The sequence below is a fragment of the Streptomyces sp. NPDC004667 genome, from assembly GCF_040609475.1.
Classification (GTDB): domain Bacteria; phylum Actinomycetota; class Actinomycetes; order Streptomycetales; family Streptomycetaceae; genus Streptomyces.
Map to the genome: position 1 here is coordinate 1 of NZ_JBEXKC010000048.1, position 15,629 is coordinate 15,629.

Genomic DNA, 15,629 nt, shown 5'->3' on the forward strand with positions numbered 1-15,629 from the left:
CCGGCCCCCGGCGCGGCCCCGGCGGCGGGCGCGGACGGTGGCGGGCTCGGCGACCTGCTCGGCCAGATCCTGGGCGGCGGCAAGAAGTAGCCCCCACGGCACGGCGTGCGGCGCGGACCGGAACGGGCGGGCCGTCCCCCCGGTCCGCACCGCACGCCGGCACCGCACGCGTCCCCCGGTCCGCACCGCACGCCGGTCCGCGCCGCCCGCACCGCGCGCCGTCCCCCGGTCCGCGCCGCGCGCCGTCCCCCCGGTCGGCGCCGCGCGCTATCCTCGGGCGCCATGAAGCCCCCTGCGCTCCCTGAGGACAGCCCCGGCCGGCCGGTGCGGCTGCGGGATCCCGAGCCCGGCGACCTGGGCTGGATCGTGCAGCGCCACGGCGCGCTCTACGCGGCCGAGTACGGCTGGAACCAGGAGTTCGAGGGCCTGGTCGCCCGGATCGTCGCGGACTTCGCCGGGGACCACGACCCCCACCTGGAGCGGGTCTGGATCGCCGAGCACGAGGGCCGGCCGGTCGGTTCGGTGATGTGCGTGCGCGAGGAGGGCGCCCCCGGCACCGCCCGGCTGCGGCTGCTGCTGGTCGACCCCGCCGCGCGCGGTCTGGGGGTGGGCGCCCGGCTCGTGGACGCCGTCGTGGCCTTCGCCCGTTCGGTGGGCTACCGCGAGCTGGTGCTGTGGACCAACGACGTGCTGGTCTCGGCCCGTTCCCTCTATCTGCGGGCCGGGTTCACCCTGGTCGCGGAGCGCGCGCACCGCTCGTACGGGGCCGACCTCACGGGGCAGGACTGGCGGCTGCCGCTGCGGGAGCACGCCCCGCGCTGACGGCGGCCCGCCGGCCGGCCCGCGCGGGGGCCAGGGAGGTCAGCCCGACGCCGCCGACCAGCAGTACCGCCGCCAGCCAGCGCGGCCCCGAGATCCCCTCGCCGAGCACCAGGGCGGCCGAGGACATCCCGAAGACCGGCACGAGCAGGGAGAACGGCGCCACGGAGGAGGCCGGGTAGCGGCGCAGCAGGTAGCCCCAGGCGCCGAAGCCGAAGACGGTGGACACCCAGGCGACGTAGCCGATGACGGCGACCCCCGACCAGTCCAGGGCGCGCAGCGCGGCCAGGTCCCGGTCGGGCCCCTCCAGCAGCAGCGAGAGCGCGAACAGCGGGATCACGGGGACGGTGCACACCCACACCATGAAGTTCAGGGCGTCCGGCGGGGCGGCCTTGCGGGTGAGCACGTTGGACACGCCCCAGCAGGCGGCGGCCGCGACGACCAGGACGAAGCCGGTGACCGGCCCCGAGACGCCCCGGTCGACGGCGGCGACCGCGATCCCGGCCAGGGCCACGGACATGCCCAGCACGCGGACCGGGCCGGGCCTCTCGCGCAGCACGACGGCGGCGAGGACGGCGGTGAAGACGGCCTGGATCTGCAGGACCAGGGAGGACAGCCCGGCCGGCATCCCGGCGGCCATGCCGGTGAACAGCAGCCCGAACTTGGCGATGCCGAGGGCCGCGCCGACGCCGAGGATCCACTTCCAGGCGACCTTGGGGCGCCCGACGAAAAACACGGCGGGCAGTGCGGCGGCCAGGAAGCGCAGGGCGGACAGCAGCAGCGGCGGGAAGTGGCCGAGGCCGATCTCGATGACGACGAAGTTGAAGCCCCAGACGGCGGCGACGAGTACGGCGAGTGCGGTGTGTACGGGACGCATGTCCCGAGCATCGGCGACCCCGACCATGTAGCACCAGCGCGGATCTCTTCCCCGTTGGATGAAGCGATGCTTACGATTGGCCGCATGCTCGACCTCTCCCGGCTGCGCGCCCTGCACGCCGTCTCCGTCCACGGCTCGGTCGCGGGCGCCGCGGCCGCCCTCGGCTACACCCCCTCCGCGGTCTCCCAGCAGATCGCGAAACTGGAGCGGGAGACCCGCACCACGCTGCTGGAACGGCGCGGCCGGGGGGTCGCCCTCACCGAGGAGGCCCGGCACCTGGCCGACACGGCCCGGGAGCTGCTGGCCATCGTGGAGCGGGCGGAGACCACGCTGGAGGAGCGGCGCGGGCAGCCGAGCGGTCTGCTGACGGTGGCCGCGTTCGCCTCGGCGGCGCGCGGTCTGCTGCCGGGGGTGCTGGCCGACCTGGCCCGCCGGCATCCCGCGCTGGACGTACGCCTCACGGAGGTGGACCCGCACCTCTCGGTGGACCTGGTGGCCCGCGGGGTCACCGACCTGGCGGTGGCGCACGACTGGGACATCGCCCCGCTGCCGGCGCCCGAGGGGGTGGAGCAGGCGGTGATCGGGGACGACCGGTGCGACCTGGTGGTCCCGGCCGGGCACCCCTTCACCACCCGCGCGGCGGTGCGGCGGGCGGACCTCGCGGGGCAGCGGTGGGTGTGCCAGCCGCCCGGGCGGGTCTGCCACGACTGGCTGGTGCGGACCCTGCGCACGGCCGGGCTGGAGCCGGACATCGTGCACGTGGCCGAGGAGAACCACACCATCGTGGCGCTGGTCGCGGCCGGGCTGGGCATCGCCGTCGTGCCGCGGCTGGGGACGGGCGCGCTGCCGCCCGGCGCGGTGGCGGTGCCGCTGGAGCCGGGCCCCGTACGCCGGTTGTACGCCCTGTGGCGGACGGGGGCGGCCCGCCGGCCGGCGATCACCGAGGCCGTGCGCGCCCTCCAGGAGCACTGGCCCGCCGCGGCCCCCCTTCCGGGGGACCTGCCGAGTGTCCCCCGGGCGGACGGAGCGGGGCGCCAGTAGGGTCCGGCGGGTGCCGTACCACGCCTCCCGCCGGGCCCTGCTCGCCGCCGCCGCCATGGCCGCCGTCACGGCCGCCGGGGCCTCCTCCGCCGCCGTGGGCTCCCGCGGCACCGCACCGGACGACTCCCGCTCCCCGCAGGAGCCGCCCGGCCGCGGCCCGGACCGGGCCCTGCTGCGCGCGCTGGTCTCCCGGATGAGCCTGCCCGAACAGGTGGGGCAGCTGTTCGTGTCCCGGGCCTACGGACACTCCGCGACCGATCCCGACGCGGCGGACGCCGAGCTGAACCTGGCCCAGTTCGGGGTGCGCACGGCCGCCGAGGTGGTCACCCGCTACCGCCTGGGCGGGGTCGTCTACTTCGGCTGGGCCCACAACACCCGGACCCCGCACCAGATCGCCGGGCTGTCCGACGGCCTCCAGCGGGCGGCGGCCGGCTCGGGCGCCGGGATCCCGCTGCTGCTCTCCACCGACCAGGAACACGGGGCCGTCGCCCGGATCGGCCGGCCGGCCACCCTGCTGCCGGGGGCGATGGCACTGGGCGCGGGCGGGTCCGCGGCCGATGCCCGCCGGGCGGCGCGCGTGGCGGGGGCCGAGCTGGCGGCGCTGGGCGTGCGGCAGGACTACGCCCCGGTGTCGGACGTGAACGTGAACCCGGCCAATCCGGTGATCGGCGTACGGTCCTTCGGCGCGGACCCGCGCGCGGTGGCGGCCCTGGCCGCGGCCCAGGTGCGCGGCTACCAGGCGGCGGGGGTGGCCGCGACGGCCAAGCACTTCCCGGGGCACGGGGACACGGAGACCGACAGCCACGTCGGGCTGCCGGTGATGCGGCACACCCGCGCGCAGTGGGAGGAGCTGGACGAGCCGCCGTTCCGGGCGGTGGTGGAGGCCGGCGTGGACGCCGTGATGACGGCGCACATCGTCTTCCCCGCGCTCGATCCCTCGGGGGATCCGGCGACCCTCTCGCGGCCGATCGTCACCGGCATCCTGCGCGAACGCCTCGGCTTCCGGGGGGTGGTGGTGACCGACGCCCTCGACATGGCGGGGGTCCGCCAGAAGTACGGGGACGACCGGGTCCCGGTGCTGGCCCTGAAGGCGGGCTGCGACCAGCTGCTGAACGCCCCGGACCTCGCCCTCGCGCAGCGCAGCGTGCTGGCGGCGGTGGAGGCGGGCGAGCTGACGCGGGAGCGGATCGGGGAGTCGGTGCTGCGGATCCTGGAACTCAAGGCCCGCCGCGGCCTGTTCGACGACCCGTACACCTCCGCGGCCCGGGTGGAAGCGGAGGTCGGCACGGCCGGGCACCTGGAGGCGGCGGACGAGATCGCGGCGGCCACGACCACCCTGCTGGCCAATCCGCGGGGCCTGCTGCCGCTGGACGCGGCCGCCGGGCCGAAGCTGCTGGTCACCGGGACCGACCCGGTCTCCCCCACGGGTACCACCGGACCCCCCACGACGGTCCTGGCGCGGGAGCTGACCGCGCTGGGCTGCCGGGCGACGGCGCTCGCGCCCGCCGGGGCGCCGGCGGCGGCCCCGGGCCACGCGGCGGTGCTGGTGTGCACGTACAACGTCCCGGAGGGGGAGAGTCCGCAGCGCACGCTGGTGGCGGACCTGGTTGCGACGGGCGTGCCGGTGGTTCTCGTGGCGATCCGCAACCCGTACGACCCGGCACGGCTGCCGCAGTGCGCGGCGGAGCTGGCGACGTACTCCTGGACGGACGTGGAGATGCGGGCGGCGGCCCGGGTGCTGACGGGTGCGAGGCGGCCCGCCGGCCGCCTCCCGGTCCCCGTCCCGGGCCGCTACCCCCTGGGCCACGGGCTGTCGTACCCGCCCGTGGCCCGGTAGCTCCCGAGGACTACGGCCGCAGCTGCGGCTCGTGCCTGAGGTCGACCTGGTCGAGCACCGGGTCCGGCGCGGCCAGCGGCGCGGGGGCCTGGGCCCGGCCGGACAGGGTCTGGGCGGGGGCGACCCCGGCCCACTGGAGGATCTTCGCGGTCGCGAGGGCCTTCTCGCCCTCCTGGAGCTTGGCGACGTTGGCCCCGTGGTTGGCGCCCGGCGCGATCATCACGTAGCTGTCGCGCACGGTGTACCCGAGGTGGAAGGGCTCGGCGCCCCACGGGTCGTTCTGCCCGTAGACGAAGAGCATCTGGTTCGCGTTGTTGCGGACCCAGTTGTCCACGTCCGCCATGACGCCCGGCTGGAAGGTCATCGGGATGTCGCGGGGCACGAAGTTGCGCGGCGGCTGGTAGCCGTAGCGGCTCAGGCCCTTGAGGTGGGGCTGCTTGATGTCGGGCGAACCGAGCTGCGTGCCGGCCTGGTAGTAGTACGGCGTGTAGGTCTCCAGGCCCTGGTCGGCGTAGGCCGAGAAGCCGGAGATGGTGTCCACCGTGTCCCAGATCTCCTGGTCGCTCGCGGTGGCGGCGGTCGGGATCGCCGCGCAGTCGGAGAGCAGGCTGTACTGCCAGAAGGCCCAGGTGTAGTCGAGGACGACGGCCTCGAAGGCCCTGTCGAGGCTGCCGACCGTGTTGAAGGTCCAGCCGTTCGCGGCGGCGGCGGCCGTGTACTTGGCCTCCAGCGGCTCGCGGCGGATCAGGGCCTCGCGCTGCACGTTGTTCAGCTTGTCGCGGCACTCCTTGGTGCCGACCTTGGTGAAGAACCGGTCGTAGGCCGAGTCCTCCTTGTTGACGACGTCGTTGGGCGCGACGTACGCGACGACGCCGTCCATGTCACGCGGGTAGTAGCGCTCGTAGTACGTCGCCGTCATACCGCCCTTGCTGCCGCCCGTGGCCAGCCAGTTCTTGGGGTAGATCTTCTTCAGCGCGGTGAAGATGCGGTGCTGGTCGCTGGCGGCCTGCCAGATGTCCAGGTTCCCCCAGTTGGCCGGGGCGGGCCGGGAGGGGGTGAAGAATCGATACTCCAGAGAGATCTGGTTGCCGTCGACGATGGTCGTCGGCTCACTGCGGCGCGGGCTGGTGTTGACGTTGTAGCCCGAGGTGAAGAACACCGTGGGCCGCGAGACGTCCTTGTGCAGCAGGGTCAGGCGCTGCTTGAAGGTGCCCTTCCACGGCTGCCGGTGGTCGACCGGCTGCTCGTAGTTCAGTACGAAGAAGCGGTACCCCGGGTACGGCTTCTCCTCGATCAGGCTCATCCCCGGAATGCTGAGGATCTGGTCCTTGATGTCCGTGGCGGCGGCAGGCCCCGCGGCGGTGGCCGCTTGTGCCGTGGCGCCGGCCGCGCCCATGGTGCCGATCAGCACCACGAGCGACAGCAGCCATCCGAGCGTCTTGCGCATTCACCCTCCCCTTGAGTTCACTGTGGTCGCCGTGAACCTAGCGGGGGCAACACGCCCATGAACAGTCCCAGTTGGGCCGCGAGCTCAGCACAGGATCCAGCCGGAATCGACGGATCCGGCCGCCACTCCGCCCTTTACATACACACATCGGTTGATCGCACCCACGCTGACGGGGCCCGCGTACCGAGTGAATTGCCCCGCATCGCCCACCGGGACGCCACCACGTGGCTGAATACTGACCCACATGTGACGGCGCTCCCCGGCTCGCAGGGCCACCGTCACCGCGCACGCCCGGTCCCGGCTCTTGTACACCCGCAGCTCTCCGGTGACGAAGGGCAGCGCCTTGACCAGCTCGCCCTCGCACCCGCCGGTCGCGGCCTGCGCCGGAGGGGCCGCGAACACCCCTCCCACGACGAGCCAGAGCGCCGCCCCGACCGCCCCCAGGGACACGACCCTCCCCCGGCCACGCCCCTTTCCGCCCCACACCTCGCGCACCCTCTGCCCCTGACGCAGCACCCTGACCCCCCGATCGGCCGTACGCAACACGTACGCACGTACGACGCTCGGACGCCGCGGAAGGTTGCGCGCGGCAGCCGCAACAGGGGGCCCGCACGTACGGGCCCGGCCATACCCCGTAAGAGTGCATCCCCGGCTTCCCGGCGGGAGAGCGGGAGTTGGTGATCAACGGACAGATTACGCTAGGTGGCCGAACGACCGCTCAGTGTATCCGTGGTAGCCGTGAAGGGCATCTGACATGACGAACGACCTGCTCGACCGCAAGCTGGAGCGCGCGTTCGCGCACCTGGACGCGGACTCCAACGGCGTGATCGACGAGCAGGACATGATCGCGCTCGGGTCCCGCCTGCTCTCGGCCCTGTCGGAGCCGGCCACCTCCCCCAAGGCGGCCGACGTGTTCCGCGGCCTCACGGACTTCTGGGTGGACCTCTTCAACGAGCTGGGCGTCGGCGAGGACCAGAAGCTCACGCCCGAGCAGTACCGGGACGGCATGACCCGCCTCTACAAGGACGGCGGCCCCGCGTACGAGAAGTCCTTCCGGCCGATGATGAAGGCGATCCTCACGGTCGTCGACACCAACGGCGACGGGCAGATCAGCCCCGAGGAGTTCCACACGGCGCAGCTGGCCTTCGACACCAGGCTGGAGCCCGCCGACGCGGACGTCCTCTTCGCGAGGATCGACAAGAACCACGACGGCTACCTGTCGCTGGACGAACTCCTCGACGCCGTACGCGAGTACTACACCGGGGACGACGAGGACGCCCCCGGCAACCTGCTCTTCGGCGAGCTCTGACCGCAGGCCCTCACGCGGCCGCCGCGGGCTCGTCCTCCCCGGCGAAGGTCCGCCACAGCTCGGCGTAGCGGCCGCCGCGGGCCAGCAGTTCGAGGTGGCTGCCGTCCTCGACGACCCGGCCGCGGTCCATGACCACCACCCGGTCGGCGCGGGCCGCGGTGGTCAGCCGGTGCGCGACGACCAGGGTGGTGCGCTTGCCCGCGAGCCGGTCGGTGGCCTGGTTGACCTGCGCCTCGGTGGCCAGGTCCAGGGCGGCGGTGGCCTCGTCGAGGAGCAGGACGTCCGGGTCGACGAGCTCGGCGCGGGCCAGCGCGATCAGCTGGCGCTGGCCCGCCGAGAGGTTGCGGCCCCGCTCGGCGACGGTGTGCAGGTAGCCGCCGTCGAGGGTGGCGATCATGTCGTGGGCGCCGACCGCCCGGGCGGCGGCCTCCACCTCGGCGTCGCTCGCGCCGGTCCGCCCGTAGGCGATGGCGTCGCGGACCGTACCCGGGAAGAGGTAGGGCTCCTGGGGGACCACGCCGAGGCGGTGGCGGTACGCCGTCAGGTCCAGCTCCCGCAGGTCGGCGCCGTCGGCGGTGACCCGGCCGGAGGTCGGGTCGTAGAACCGGGCGACCATCTTGACCAGCGTGGACTTGCCGGCCCCGGTCTCGCCGACGAAGGCGACGGTCTGACCGGCGGGTATTCGCAGGCTGATCCCGGCCAGCGCCTCGCCCGTCTCCCCGCGCTCCTCGGCGGTGCCGTACCGGAAGCGCACGTCCTCGAAGGCGATCTCGCCGCGCAGCTTCGCCACCTCGACGGGGGCGGCGGGACGCGGGGTGGTGGTGGGCTCGCGCAGCAGCTCCTGGATCCGGCCGAGGGAGACGGTGGCCTGCTGGTAGCCGTCGAAGACCTGGGAGAGCTGCTGGACCGGGGCGAAGAAGAGGTCGATGTACAGCAGGTACGCGACCAGCGCGCCGGTGGTGAGGGTGGCCGCCCCCACCCGGCCCGCGCCGACGATCAGCACGGCCGCGGCCGCGCCGGAGGACAGCAGCTGTACGAAGGGGAAGTAGACGGATATCAGCCACTGGCCGCGCACCCGGGCCTGGCGGTACGAGTCGCTGCGCTCGGCGAAGCGGGCGGCGCCGGTGGACTGGCGGCGGAAGGCCTGCACGAGGCGGAGCCCGGCCACGGACTCCTGGAGGTCGGCGTTGACCACGCTGACCCGGTCGCGGGCGAGCTCGTAGGCGGCGACCGACTTGCGGCGGAAGACGACGGTGGCGAGGACCAGCACGGGCAGGGTGGCGAAGACGATCAGCGCGAGCTCGACGTCGAGGACGAGCAGGGCGATCAGGATCCCGAAGAAGGTGAGGACGGAGACCACGGCGGTGACGAGCCCGGTCTGCAGGAAGCTGGACAGGGAGTCCACGTCGGTGGTCATCCTGGTCATGATCTTGCCGGTGAGCTCGCGCTCGTAGTAGTCCAGGCCGAGGCGCTGGAGCTGGGCGAAGATCTTCACGCGCAGGGCGTACAGGACGCGCTCGCCGGTGCGGCCCGTCATCCGGGTCTCGGCGAACTGCGCGGCCCACTGGCCGAGGACCAGCAGCAGGGCGAGGCCGGAGGCCGCCCAGACGGCTCCGAGGGCGGCCTGTTCGACGCCCTGGTCGATGCCGTGCCGGATCAGTACGGGCAGCAGCAGTCCGGAGCCGGCGTCGAGGGTGACCAGGCCCAGGCTGATGGCGAGCGGCGCCCAGAAGCCGCGCAGCAGGCGGCGCAGGCCGTAGCTGTCCTCGGCGGCGGCGGCCCGGACCTCGTCCACCGCCGGTTCGTCGGCGGCCGGCGGCAGGGCCGCCACCTGCGCGAGGAGTTCGGGGGTGGCGGGCATGCCGGGGGCCGCGGGGGTGGTGGCGGACCTGCCGCTCTCCTCGCGCCGCCACAGCTCGGGGGTGACCCCGTCCGCGACCCGGCGCTTGGCGTTGACCGGCTCGGAGTCGATCTCCGCTTCGAGTTCCAGGTCCCGCTCGATGTCCCGCTCGATGTCCCGCTCGAACTCGGCCATCGCCGGTGCGTCGGGGGTGCGCGGGGAGGCGGCGCCGAGGGCGTCGGGGTCGGTCAGCAGCCTGCGGTACAGCTCGCAGCGGCGTTCCAGCTCCTCGTGGGTGCCGATGTCGGCGAGCTGCCCGCGGTCGAGTACGGCGATCCGGTCGGCCAGCGCGAGGGTGGAACGGCGGTGGGCGATGAGGAGGGTGGTGCGGCCCGCCATGACGGCCCGCAGCGCCTCGTGGATCTCGTGCTCGACGCGGGCGTCGACGGCGGAGGTGGCGTCGTCGAGGAGGAGCAGCCGGGGGTCGGTGAGGATGGCCCGGGCGAGCGCGATGCGCTGGCGCTGGCCGCCGGAGAGGGTGAGGCCCTGCTCCCCGACGCGGGTGTCGAACCCGGCGGCGAGGGCCTCGATGAAGCCTTCGGCCTGGGCGGCGCGGGCGGCGGCGCGGATCTCCTCGTCGGAGGCGTCGGGGCGGCCGAAGGCGATGTTGGCGCGGATGGTGTCGGAGAAGAGGAAGGAGTCCTCGGGCACCAGGCCGATGGCGGCGCGCAGGGAGTCGTAGGTCAGCTCGCGGACGTCGTGGCCGCCGACGCGGACGGCGCCGTGGTCGGCGTCGTAGAAGCGGGGCAGGAGCAGGGCCACGGTGGACTTGCCGCTGCCGGAGGAGCCGACGACGGCCACGGTCTCGCCCTCGGCGATGGTGAGCGAGAACCCGTCGAGGACGGGCCGCTCGGGGTCGTAGCCGAAGCGGACGTCGTCGAACTCGACGGTGGCGGGGGCATCGGCGGGCAGCTCGCGGGTGCCCTCGCGGATCACGGGCTCGGTGTCGATGAGCTCGAAGACCCGCTCGGCGCCGGCCCGGGCCTGCTGGGCGACGGTGAGGACCATGGCGAGCATGCGGACGGGGCCGACGAGCTGGGCGAGGTAGGTGGAGAAGGCGACGAAGGTGCCGAGGGTGATCTGTCCCCGGGTGGCCATCCAGCCGCCGAGGGCCAGCATCGCGACCTGCCCGAGGGCGGGAACGGCCTGGAGGGCGGGGGTGTACCGGGAGTTGAGCCGGATGGCGCGCATCCGGCCGCCGAACAGCCTGCGGCCGGCCTCGCGGAGCTTGCCGGTCTCCTGCTCCTCCTGCCCGAAGCCCTTGACGACGCGGACTCCGGTCACGGCGCCGTCGACGACGGTGGCCACGGCGGCGGCCTGGGCCTGGGCGTACCAGGTGGCGGGGAAGAGCTTCTTGCGGCTGCGCTTGGCGATGAACCAGAGCGCGGGGGCCATCAGCAGGGCGACCAGGGTCAGCAGCGGGGACAGCCAGAGCATGACGCCGAGGGATATCCCGAAGAGGAGGAAGTTCCCGATGGTCATGGGGAGCATGAACAGCAGGCCCTGGATCAGCTGGAGGTCGCTGGTGGCCCGGCCGACGACCTGTCCGGTGGACAGCTCGTCCTGACGCCGCCCGTCGAGGCGGGCGATCGTGTCGTACATGTCGGTGCGCAGGTCGTGCTGGACGTCGAGGGCGAGGCGGCCGCCGTAGTACCTGCGTATGTAGGTCATGACGTACACGAGCAGGGCGGCGCCTATGAACAGGCCGGCCCAGGGGGCCATGTCCTTCGTCTTGTTCCCGACGACGTCGTCGATGATCACGCGGGTGACGAGCGGCACGAGCGCCATGACGGCCATGCCGGCCAGTGAGGACCCGAGCGCGAGCAGCACGTTGCGCCTGTACCGCCAGGTGTAGGCGGTCAGCCGCCTGCCCCAGCCCTGTTTCCCGCCGGCCGCCGTCACGTGGTACCTCCCCGTAGGTCCTGTCCTGCCGCCACCCCAACGCTCCGACCGGCGGATTTCATCCCGCCGCAACAATCGCACGGCCGTACGGGGGCGGCGCGCGAGCGTGATCCGACCGGGTGTCGAGCGGGACTCCGGGACGCGGGTCGCCTCAGCGATCACCCACCCGGCGGGTGGGCTGGGCGGGGTAACGGACCACCCCGTCGGGTCACGGAGCGTCGAACTCGTACTCCAGCACGTACGCGGAGGCGTCGAGGACCATCTCGTTGACCTCGACGGCCCGGCCGTCGGCCGTGAAGGCCGTCCGGCAGATCAGGACCACGGGGGTTCCGGCCGCCAGGCCGAGGCGGGCGGCCTCGTCCCCGCTGGGCATCCTGGAGCGGACCTCCTCGCGGAACCGGGCGGGCCCGTGGCCGATGTCGGCCAGCCGGGCGTAGATGCCGCCGGGACCGGTGTCGGGCTCGGAGATGGGCGTGCCGGCCACGAGGTCGGCGTCGAGGTAGGAGGTGGCGAGCATGACGGGCCTGCCGCCGAGCAGGAACCTGCGCCGGCGCACGCAGACCGGAGCCCCCTCCGCCAGCCCGAGGGCCTTGGCCACGGCACCCCGCGAGGGTTCGTCCCCCACGGAGAGGAACTCGACGACGGGCTCGCGGCCCTTGGTGTCCACGTCCCAGATGGATCCGCCCGCGCCCCACACCTCGACGGACAGCCGTTGGATGCCGCGCCGCCGGATGACCACCTTGAACTGCCGCACGAACACCCCGGCACCCTTGCGGGCCTCCGTCAGCCCTTCGGCCTGAAGGGCGGCGAAAGCCTGGCGCGCGGTCATGCGGGCGACGCCGTAGGCGGCCATCAGGTCGCTCTCGCCCGGCAGGCGGTCGCCGGGGCCGTACTCCCCGGACGCGATGGCCTCCTTGAGCGCGTCGGCGATGATCCGGTACTTGGGCTGCCGCTTCGCGACGTCCTTCGGCATGCGTCCTCCTGGTTGCGCTCGCGCCAGCCTAGGCGCGGGCCGCAGCCGTGGGGCGGCTGTCGCTCAACATCGATCAACCTCGAACATATCTAGATATCTCTCCCGGGGCGGATGGGGGACCCGCTTCACTGAGGGCAGGTATCTAGACAAGTGAGGTTGCATGGCGTCGCAACAGGCCCACGAGGCCTTCTGGTTCGTGCCCCGAAGCGCCCGCGCCCCCGGCCGGGCCCGCGCGCTGCTGCGTTCGCAGCTGCGCGAGTGGAAGGTCGAGGGGGATCCCGCGGACACGGCGGAGCTGCTGCTCTCCGAGCTGGTGACCAACGCCGTCCGGCACGCCGGGGCTCCGCAGGGGCGGGACATCGGGGTGCGGGTGGCCCGGTACGACGGGGTGCTGCAGGTGGAGGTGGCCGACGCCGGGGACCCCGTGGAGCTGGTGCCGCGGGCCGCCGGTGCCTGCGACGAGCGCGGGCGGGGTCTGGCCATCGTCGCGGCGCTGTCGGTGCGCTGGGGCCAGTGCCCCCGGCGCCACGGGATCGGCAAGGCCGTCTGGGCCGAGATCACCGGGGCACCGGAGGGGGTCACGTGCTGAGGATCCTGGAAGAGGTCCGGCTCGCCTTCACGATCGGGCAGGCCCTCTACGACCGGCGCGCCGAGCTCGGGATCTCCCAGGAGGAACTGGCGCGGCGGGCCGGGCTGACCCGGCCCGAGGTCTCCGGGATCGAACTCGGCGGGACCCTGCCCGCCGTACCGCTGCTGGCACGGCTCGCGCGGGCGCTGGAGGCGGAGCTGGACCTCACGCTCAGCGGCGGGACCTGCGTCGTCGTCCTCAGAGGTGGGTCGGCGCGAACATCTTCAGGGTGGCCGGGAGGACGACCACCGACGGGCCCGGGGTCTTGAGGGCCCGGGTGAGGTCCGCCCGCAGGGTTTCCGGGGTGGTGACCGTCGCCGGGACGCCGAAGGAGACGGCCAGGGCTGCGAAGTCGGGTCGGGCGAGGTCGGTGCCGGTGGCGCAGCCGTACTCGCGCAGGATGCCGTAGCCGCCGTCGTCGACGATCAGCCAGGTGACGTCGAGGTCGTGCTGGCGGGCGGTGGCCAGGTCGGCGATCGAGTACATGGCGCCGCCGTCGCCCGACACCGCGAGGACCGGCGTGTCCGGCTCCGCGACGGCCGCGCCCAGAGCCGCCGGGAAGGCGTAGCCGAGGCCGCCGGCGCCCTGGGCGGAGTGCATGGTGTTCGGGTACCTGGGGTCGAAGGCGGACCAGGCCCAGTACGCCAGGATCGTCATGTCCCAGAAGGACGGGGAGCGGGGCGGAAGGGCCGCGCGGACCGAGGCCAGGACCTCCTGCTCCAGGGCGAGGTCCTGGGAGGCGAGGCGCTCCTCGACCGCCGCGAGGAGGGACGCGACCCGCTCGGGGGCACCCGGGTCCTGCCGGGGGGTCACCGTTTCCAGGAGGGCCTGGAGGGCGAGGCGGGCGTCGGCGTGGATGCCGAGGGCGGGGTGGTTGGACTCCAGCTTGCCGAGGTCGGCCTCGATCTGGACGACCCGGCCCGTGGGGAAGAACGTGTGGTAGTTCGAGGAGAGTTCCCCGAGGCCGGAGCCGACGACCAGGACGACGTCCGCGTCCTCCAGGAAGTCCGTGGTGTGGCGGTCCTCCAGCCAGGACCGCAGGGACAGCGGGTGCGTCCAGGGGAAGGCGCCCTTGCCGCCGAAGGTGGTGACGACCGGGGCGTTGAGCAGTTCCGCGAGCTGCTTGAGCTTGCCCGCCGCGTCCGCGCGGATCACTCCGCCGCCCGCGATGATCACCGGGCGGGAGGCGTGGGAGAGCCAGTGCGCGGCGAGGGCCGTGAGTTCGGGGCGGGGGGCCAGTTCGTGCGGGGTCGCGTCCATGCCCGTGACCTGCGGGATGACCGTTTCCGCGCGGAGCACGTCCTCCGGGATCTCCACCCACACCGGGCCGAAGGGGACGGTGAGGGCCGATTCCCAGGCCGCCGCGATGACGGACGGGATCTGAGAGGGGGTCCGGGCGGTGTGGACGGACTTGACCACGTCCCGGAAGGAGGCGGACTGGTCGCGCAGCTCGTGCAGGTGGCCCCGGCGGCCTCCGCCCAGGCCCGGGGACGGGACCTGGGAGGAGATCGCGAGGACGGGGGCGGAGGCCGCCGCCGCCTCGGCGAGGGCCGGCAGGGACATCAGGGCGCCGGGTCCCGTGGAGAGGAGCAGCGGCACGGCCTCGCCGGTGAGGCGGCCGTAGCCGTCGGCGGCGAAGCCCGCGTTGTTCTCCGTACGCAGGCCCACGAGGCGCAGGTCGGAGCGGCCGACCGCGTCGAAGAGGGCGAGCGCGTGCTGGCCCGGGAGGCCGAAGACGGTGGTGGCGCCGAGACCGCGCAGCGTTTCCACGACCAGGTCCCCGCCCGTGCGGCCCGGCGGCGGCGCGAGTGCGGCCGCCGTCTGGGCCTCGGTGGGGCGCAGTACGAGGTCGTGGTCGTGCGTCACGGTGCTTGGCCGCCCTTCGCCTTCGCCGCCGCCCGGTGCTTAGCGATCCTGCCGGGAGGCAGCGATCTGACGGCTCATGATCGTGGTGAGCTCGTACGCGGTGTGCGAGGCCGCGACCGAGGTGATCTCCGCGTGATCGTACGCCGGGGCGACCTCGACGACGTCGGCGGAAACGAGGTTGCAGGAGGACAGGCCCCGGATGATCTCCAGGAGCTCGCGGGAGGTCATGCCGCCCGCCTCGGGGGTGCCGGTGCCGGGCGCGTGGGCCGGGTCGAGCACGTCGATGTCGATGGAGATGTAGAGGGGGCGGTCGCCGATGCGCTGGCGCAGCTGGTCGGCGACCTCGTCGGCGCCGCGGCGGTAGACGTCGGCCGAGGTGACGATGCCGAAGCCCATCTTGGCGTCGTCGTCCAGGTCCTGCTTGCCGTACAGCGGGCCGCGGGTGCCGACGTGGGACAGCGCCTCGGTGTCGAGGATGCCCTCCTCGACGGCGCGGCGGAACGGGGTGCCGTGCGTGTACTCGGCGCCGAAGTAGGTGTCCCAGGTGTCCAGGTGGGCGTCGAAGTGGAGCAGGGCGACCGGGCCGTGCTTCTTCGCGACGGAGCGGAGCAGCGGGAGGGCGATGGTGTGGTCGCCGCCGAGGGTCATCAGGCGGGAGCCGTTGCCGATCAGCTCGTCGGCGGCGGCCTCGACCGTCTCGACGGCCTCGTTGATGTTGAACGGGTTGCAGGCGATGTCGCCGGCGTCCGCGACCTGGGCGAGGGCGAAGGGGGAGGCGTCCTGGGCCGGGTTGTACGGGCGCAGCAGGCGGGAGGCCTCGCGGATGGCGTTGCCGCCGAAGCGGGCGCCGGGGCGGTAGGAGACACCGGAGTCGAAGGGCACGCCGACGACGGCGACGTCGGCGGAGCCGACCTCGTCGAGGCGGGGCAGCCGGGCGAAGGTCGCCGGGCCCGCGTAGCGCGGGATGCGGGAGGAGTCGACGGGGCCGCGCGGCTGCGTGCTCATGGGGGGGTGCCCTTCTGGTGGTCCT

The 15,629-nt window shown here is 73.7% G+C and carries 12 protein-coding genes and 1 pseudogene; 6 read left to right on the top strand and 7 right to left on the bottom strand.

Annotated elements, in window-relative coordinates; all coding sequences use genetic code 11:
* Positions 1-330: 330 nt before the first annotated feature.
* Positions 331-822, top strand: a pseudogene (locus tag ABZW32_RS24655) (GNAT family N-acetyltransferase); the annotation flags it as partial.
* Here the strand turns inward: ABZW32_RS24655 and ABZW32_RS24660 are convergent.
* Positions 773-1,696: an EamA family transporter gene (locus tag ABZW32_RS24660; protein WP_356219352.1), complete on the bottom strand. Its 924-nt coding sequence runs from the start codon at positions 1,694-1,696 to the stop codon at positions 773-775. The pseudogene ABZW32_RS24655 and the gene ABZW32_RS24660 sit on opposite strands and share 50 nt — an antisense overlap.
* A gap of 84 nt (positions 1,697-1,780) precedes the next feature.
* Here ABZW32_RS24660 and ABZW32_RS24665 point away from each other — a divergent pair, with 84 nt between their 5' ends.
* Both ABZW32_RS24665 and ABZW32_RS24670 read left to right on the top strand, forming a co-directional pair.
* Positions 1,781-2,737: a LysR substrate-binding domain-containing protein gene (locus ABZW32_RS24665; protein WP_356219355.1), complete on the top strand. Its 957-nt coding sequence runs from the start codon at positions 1,781-1,783 to the stop codon at positions 2,735-2,737.
* A gap of 55 nt (positions 2,738-2,792) precedes the next feature.
* A complete protein-coding gene (locus ABZW32_RS24670) occupies positions 2,793-4,574 on the top strand; it encodes a glycoside hydrolase family 3 N-terminal domain-containing protein (protein WP_356219464.1) in 1,782 nt (593 codons plus the stop codon).
* 10 nt (positions 4,575-4,584) lie between these two features.
* On the opposite strand, the gene ABZW32_RS24675 is transcribed toward ABZW32_RS24670, so the two are convergent.
* Both ABZW32_RS24675 and ABZW32_RS24680 read right to left on the bottom strand, forming a co-directional pair.
* Entirely contained in the window at positions 4,585-6,021 is a 1,437-nt protein-coding gene (locus ABZW32_RS24675) for a S28 family serine protease (protein WP_356219358.1), read from the bottom strand.
* Positions 6,022-6,105: 84 nt separating this feature from the next.
* On the bottom strand, positions 6,106-6,471 hold the full coding sequence (locus ABZW32_RS24680; RefSeq protein ID WP_356219361.1) for a hypothetical protein: 366 nt from the start codon (positions 6,469-6,471) through the stop codon (positions 6,106-6,108).
* A 304-nt stretch (positions 6,472-6,775) separates the two neighbouring features.
* Between ABZW32_RS24680 and ABZW32_RS24685 the strand changes: the two genes are divergently transcribed.
* On the top strand, positions 6,776-7,330 hold the full coding sequence (locus ABZW32_RS24685; RefSeq protein WP_356219364.1) for an EF-hand domain-containing protein: 555 nt from the start codon (positions 6,776-6,778) through the stop codon (positions 7,328-7,330).
* 10 nt (positions 7,331-7,340) lie between these two features.
* Here ABZW32_RS24685 and ABZW32_RS24690 read toward each other — a convergent pair whose 3' ends face one another.
* Together ABZW32_RS24690 and ABZW32_RS24695 are read right to left on the bottom strand one after the other, a co-directional pair.
* Positions 7,341-11,132 (bottom strand): ABC transporter ATP-binding protein, encoded by a 3,792-nt coding sequence (locus ABZW32_RS24690; protein ID WP_356219366.1) that lies wholly within the window; start codon positions 11,130-11,132, stop codon positions 7,341-7,343.
* A gap of 208 nt (positions 11,133-11,340) precedes the next feature.
* On the bottom strand, positions 11,341-12,105 hold the full coding sequence (locus tag ABZW32_RS24695) for a GntR family transcriptional regulator (protein WP_356219369.1): 765 nt from the start codon (positions 12,103-12,105) through the stop codon (positions 11,341-11,343).
* Positions 12,106-12,265: 160 nt separating this feature from the next.
* On the opposite strand from ABZW32_RS24695, the gene ABZW32_RS24700 reads away from it, so the two are divergent.
* Both ABZW32_RS24700 and ABZW32_RS24705 read left to right on the top strand, forming a co-directional pair.
* Positions 12,266-12,694: an ATP-binding protein gene (locus ABZW32_RS24700; RefSeq protein ID WP_356219372.1), complete on the top strand. Its 429-nt coding sequence runs from the start codon at positions 12,266-12,268 to the stop codon at positions 12,692-12,694.
* Positions 12,688-13,002, top strand: a complete 315-nt coding sequence (locus tag ABZW32_RS24705; protein WP_356219375.1) for a helix-turn-helix transcriptional regulator — start codon at positions 12,688-12,690, stop codon at positions 13,000-13,002. Before ABZW32_RS24700 ends, ABZW32_RS24705 begins: the two co-directional genes overlap by 7 nt.
* Here ABZW32_RS24705 and ABZW32_RS24710 read toward each other — a convergent pair.
* Both ABZW32_RS24710 and speB read right to left on the bottom strand, forming a co-directional pair.
* Positions 12,932-14,599, bottom strand: coding sequence for a thiamine pyrophosphate-binding protein (locus tag ABZW32_RS24710; RefSeq protein WP_356219378.1), 1,668 nt, complete (start codon positions 14,597-14,599; stop codon positions 12,932-12,934). The two genes, ABZW32_RS24705 and ABZW32_RS24710, sit on opposite strands and share 71 nt — an antisense overlap.
* A 39-nt stretch (positions 14,600-14,638) precedes the next feature.
* The gene (speB, locus tag ABZW32_RS24715; RefSeq protein WP_356219381.1) at positions 14,639-15,604 is read right to left on the bottom strand and encodes an agmatinase; all 966 of its coding nucleotides are present in this window, start codon (positions 15,602-15,604) and stop codon (positions 14,639-14,641) included.
* Positions 15,605-15,629: the final 25 nt, after the last annotated feature.

Coding starts and splice junctions, on each gene's coding strand:
- ABZW32_RS24660 (WP_356219352.1), bottom strand. CDS start 1,696: ATGCGTCCCGTACACACCGCACTCGCCGTACTCGTCGCCGCCGTCTGG.
- ABZW32_RS24665 (WP_356219355.1), top strand. CDS start 1,781: ATGCTCGACCTCTCCCGGCTGCGCGCCCTGCACGCCGTCTCCGTCCAC.
- ABZW32_RS24670 (WP_356219464.1), top strand. CDS start 2,793: ATGGCCGCCGTCACGGCCGCCGGGGCCTCCTCCGCCGCCGTGGGCTCC.
- ABZW32_RS24675 (WP_356219358.1), bottom strand. CDS start 6,021: ATGCGCAAGACGCTCGGATGGCTGCTGTCGCTCGTGGTGCTGATCGGC.
- ABZW32_RS24685 (WP_356219364.1), top strand. CDS start 6,776: ATGACGAACGACCTGCTCGACCGCAAGCTGGAGCGCGCGTTCGCGCAC.
- ABZW32_RS24695 (WP_356219369.1), bottom strand. CDS start 12,105: ATGCCGAAGGACGTCGCGAAGCGGCAGCCCAAGTACCGGATCATCGCC.
- ABZW32_RS24700 (WP_356219372.1), top strand. CDS start 12,266: ATGGCGTCGCAACAGGCCCACGAGGCCTTCTGGTTCGTGCCCCGAAGC.
- speB (WP_356219381.1), bottom strand. CDS start 15,604: ATGAGCACGCAGCCGCGCGGCCCCGTCGACTCCTCCCGCATCCCGCGC.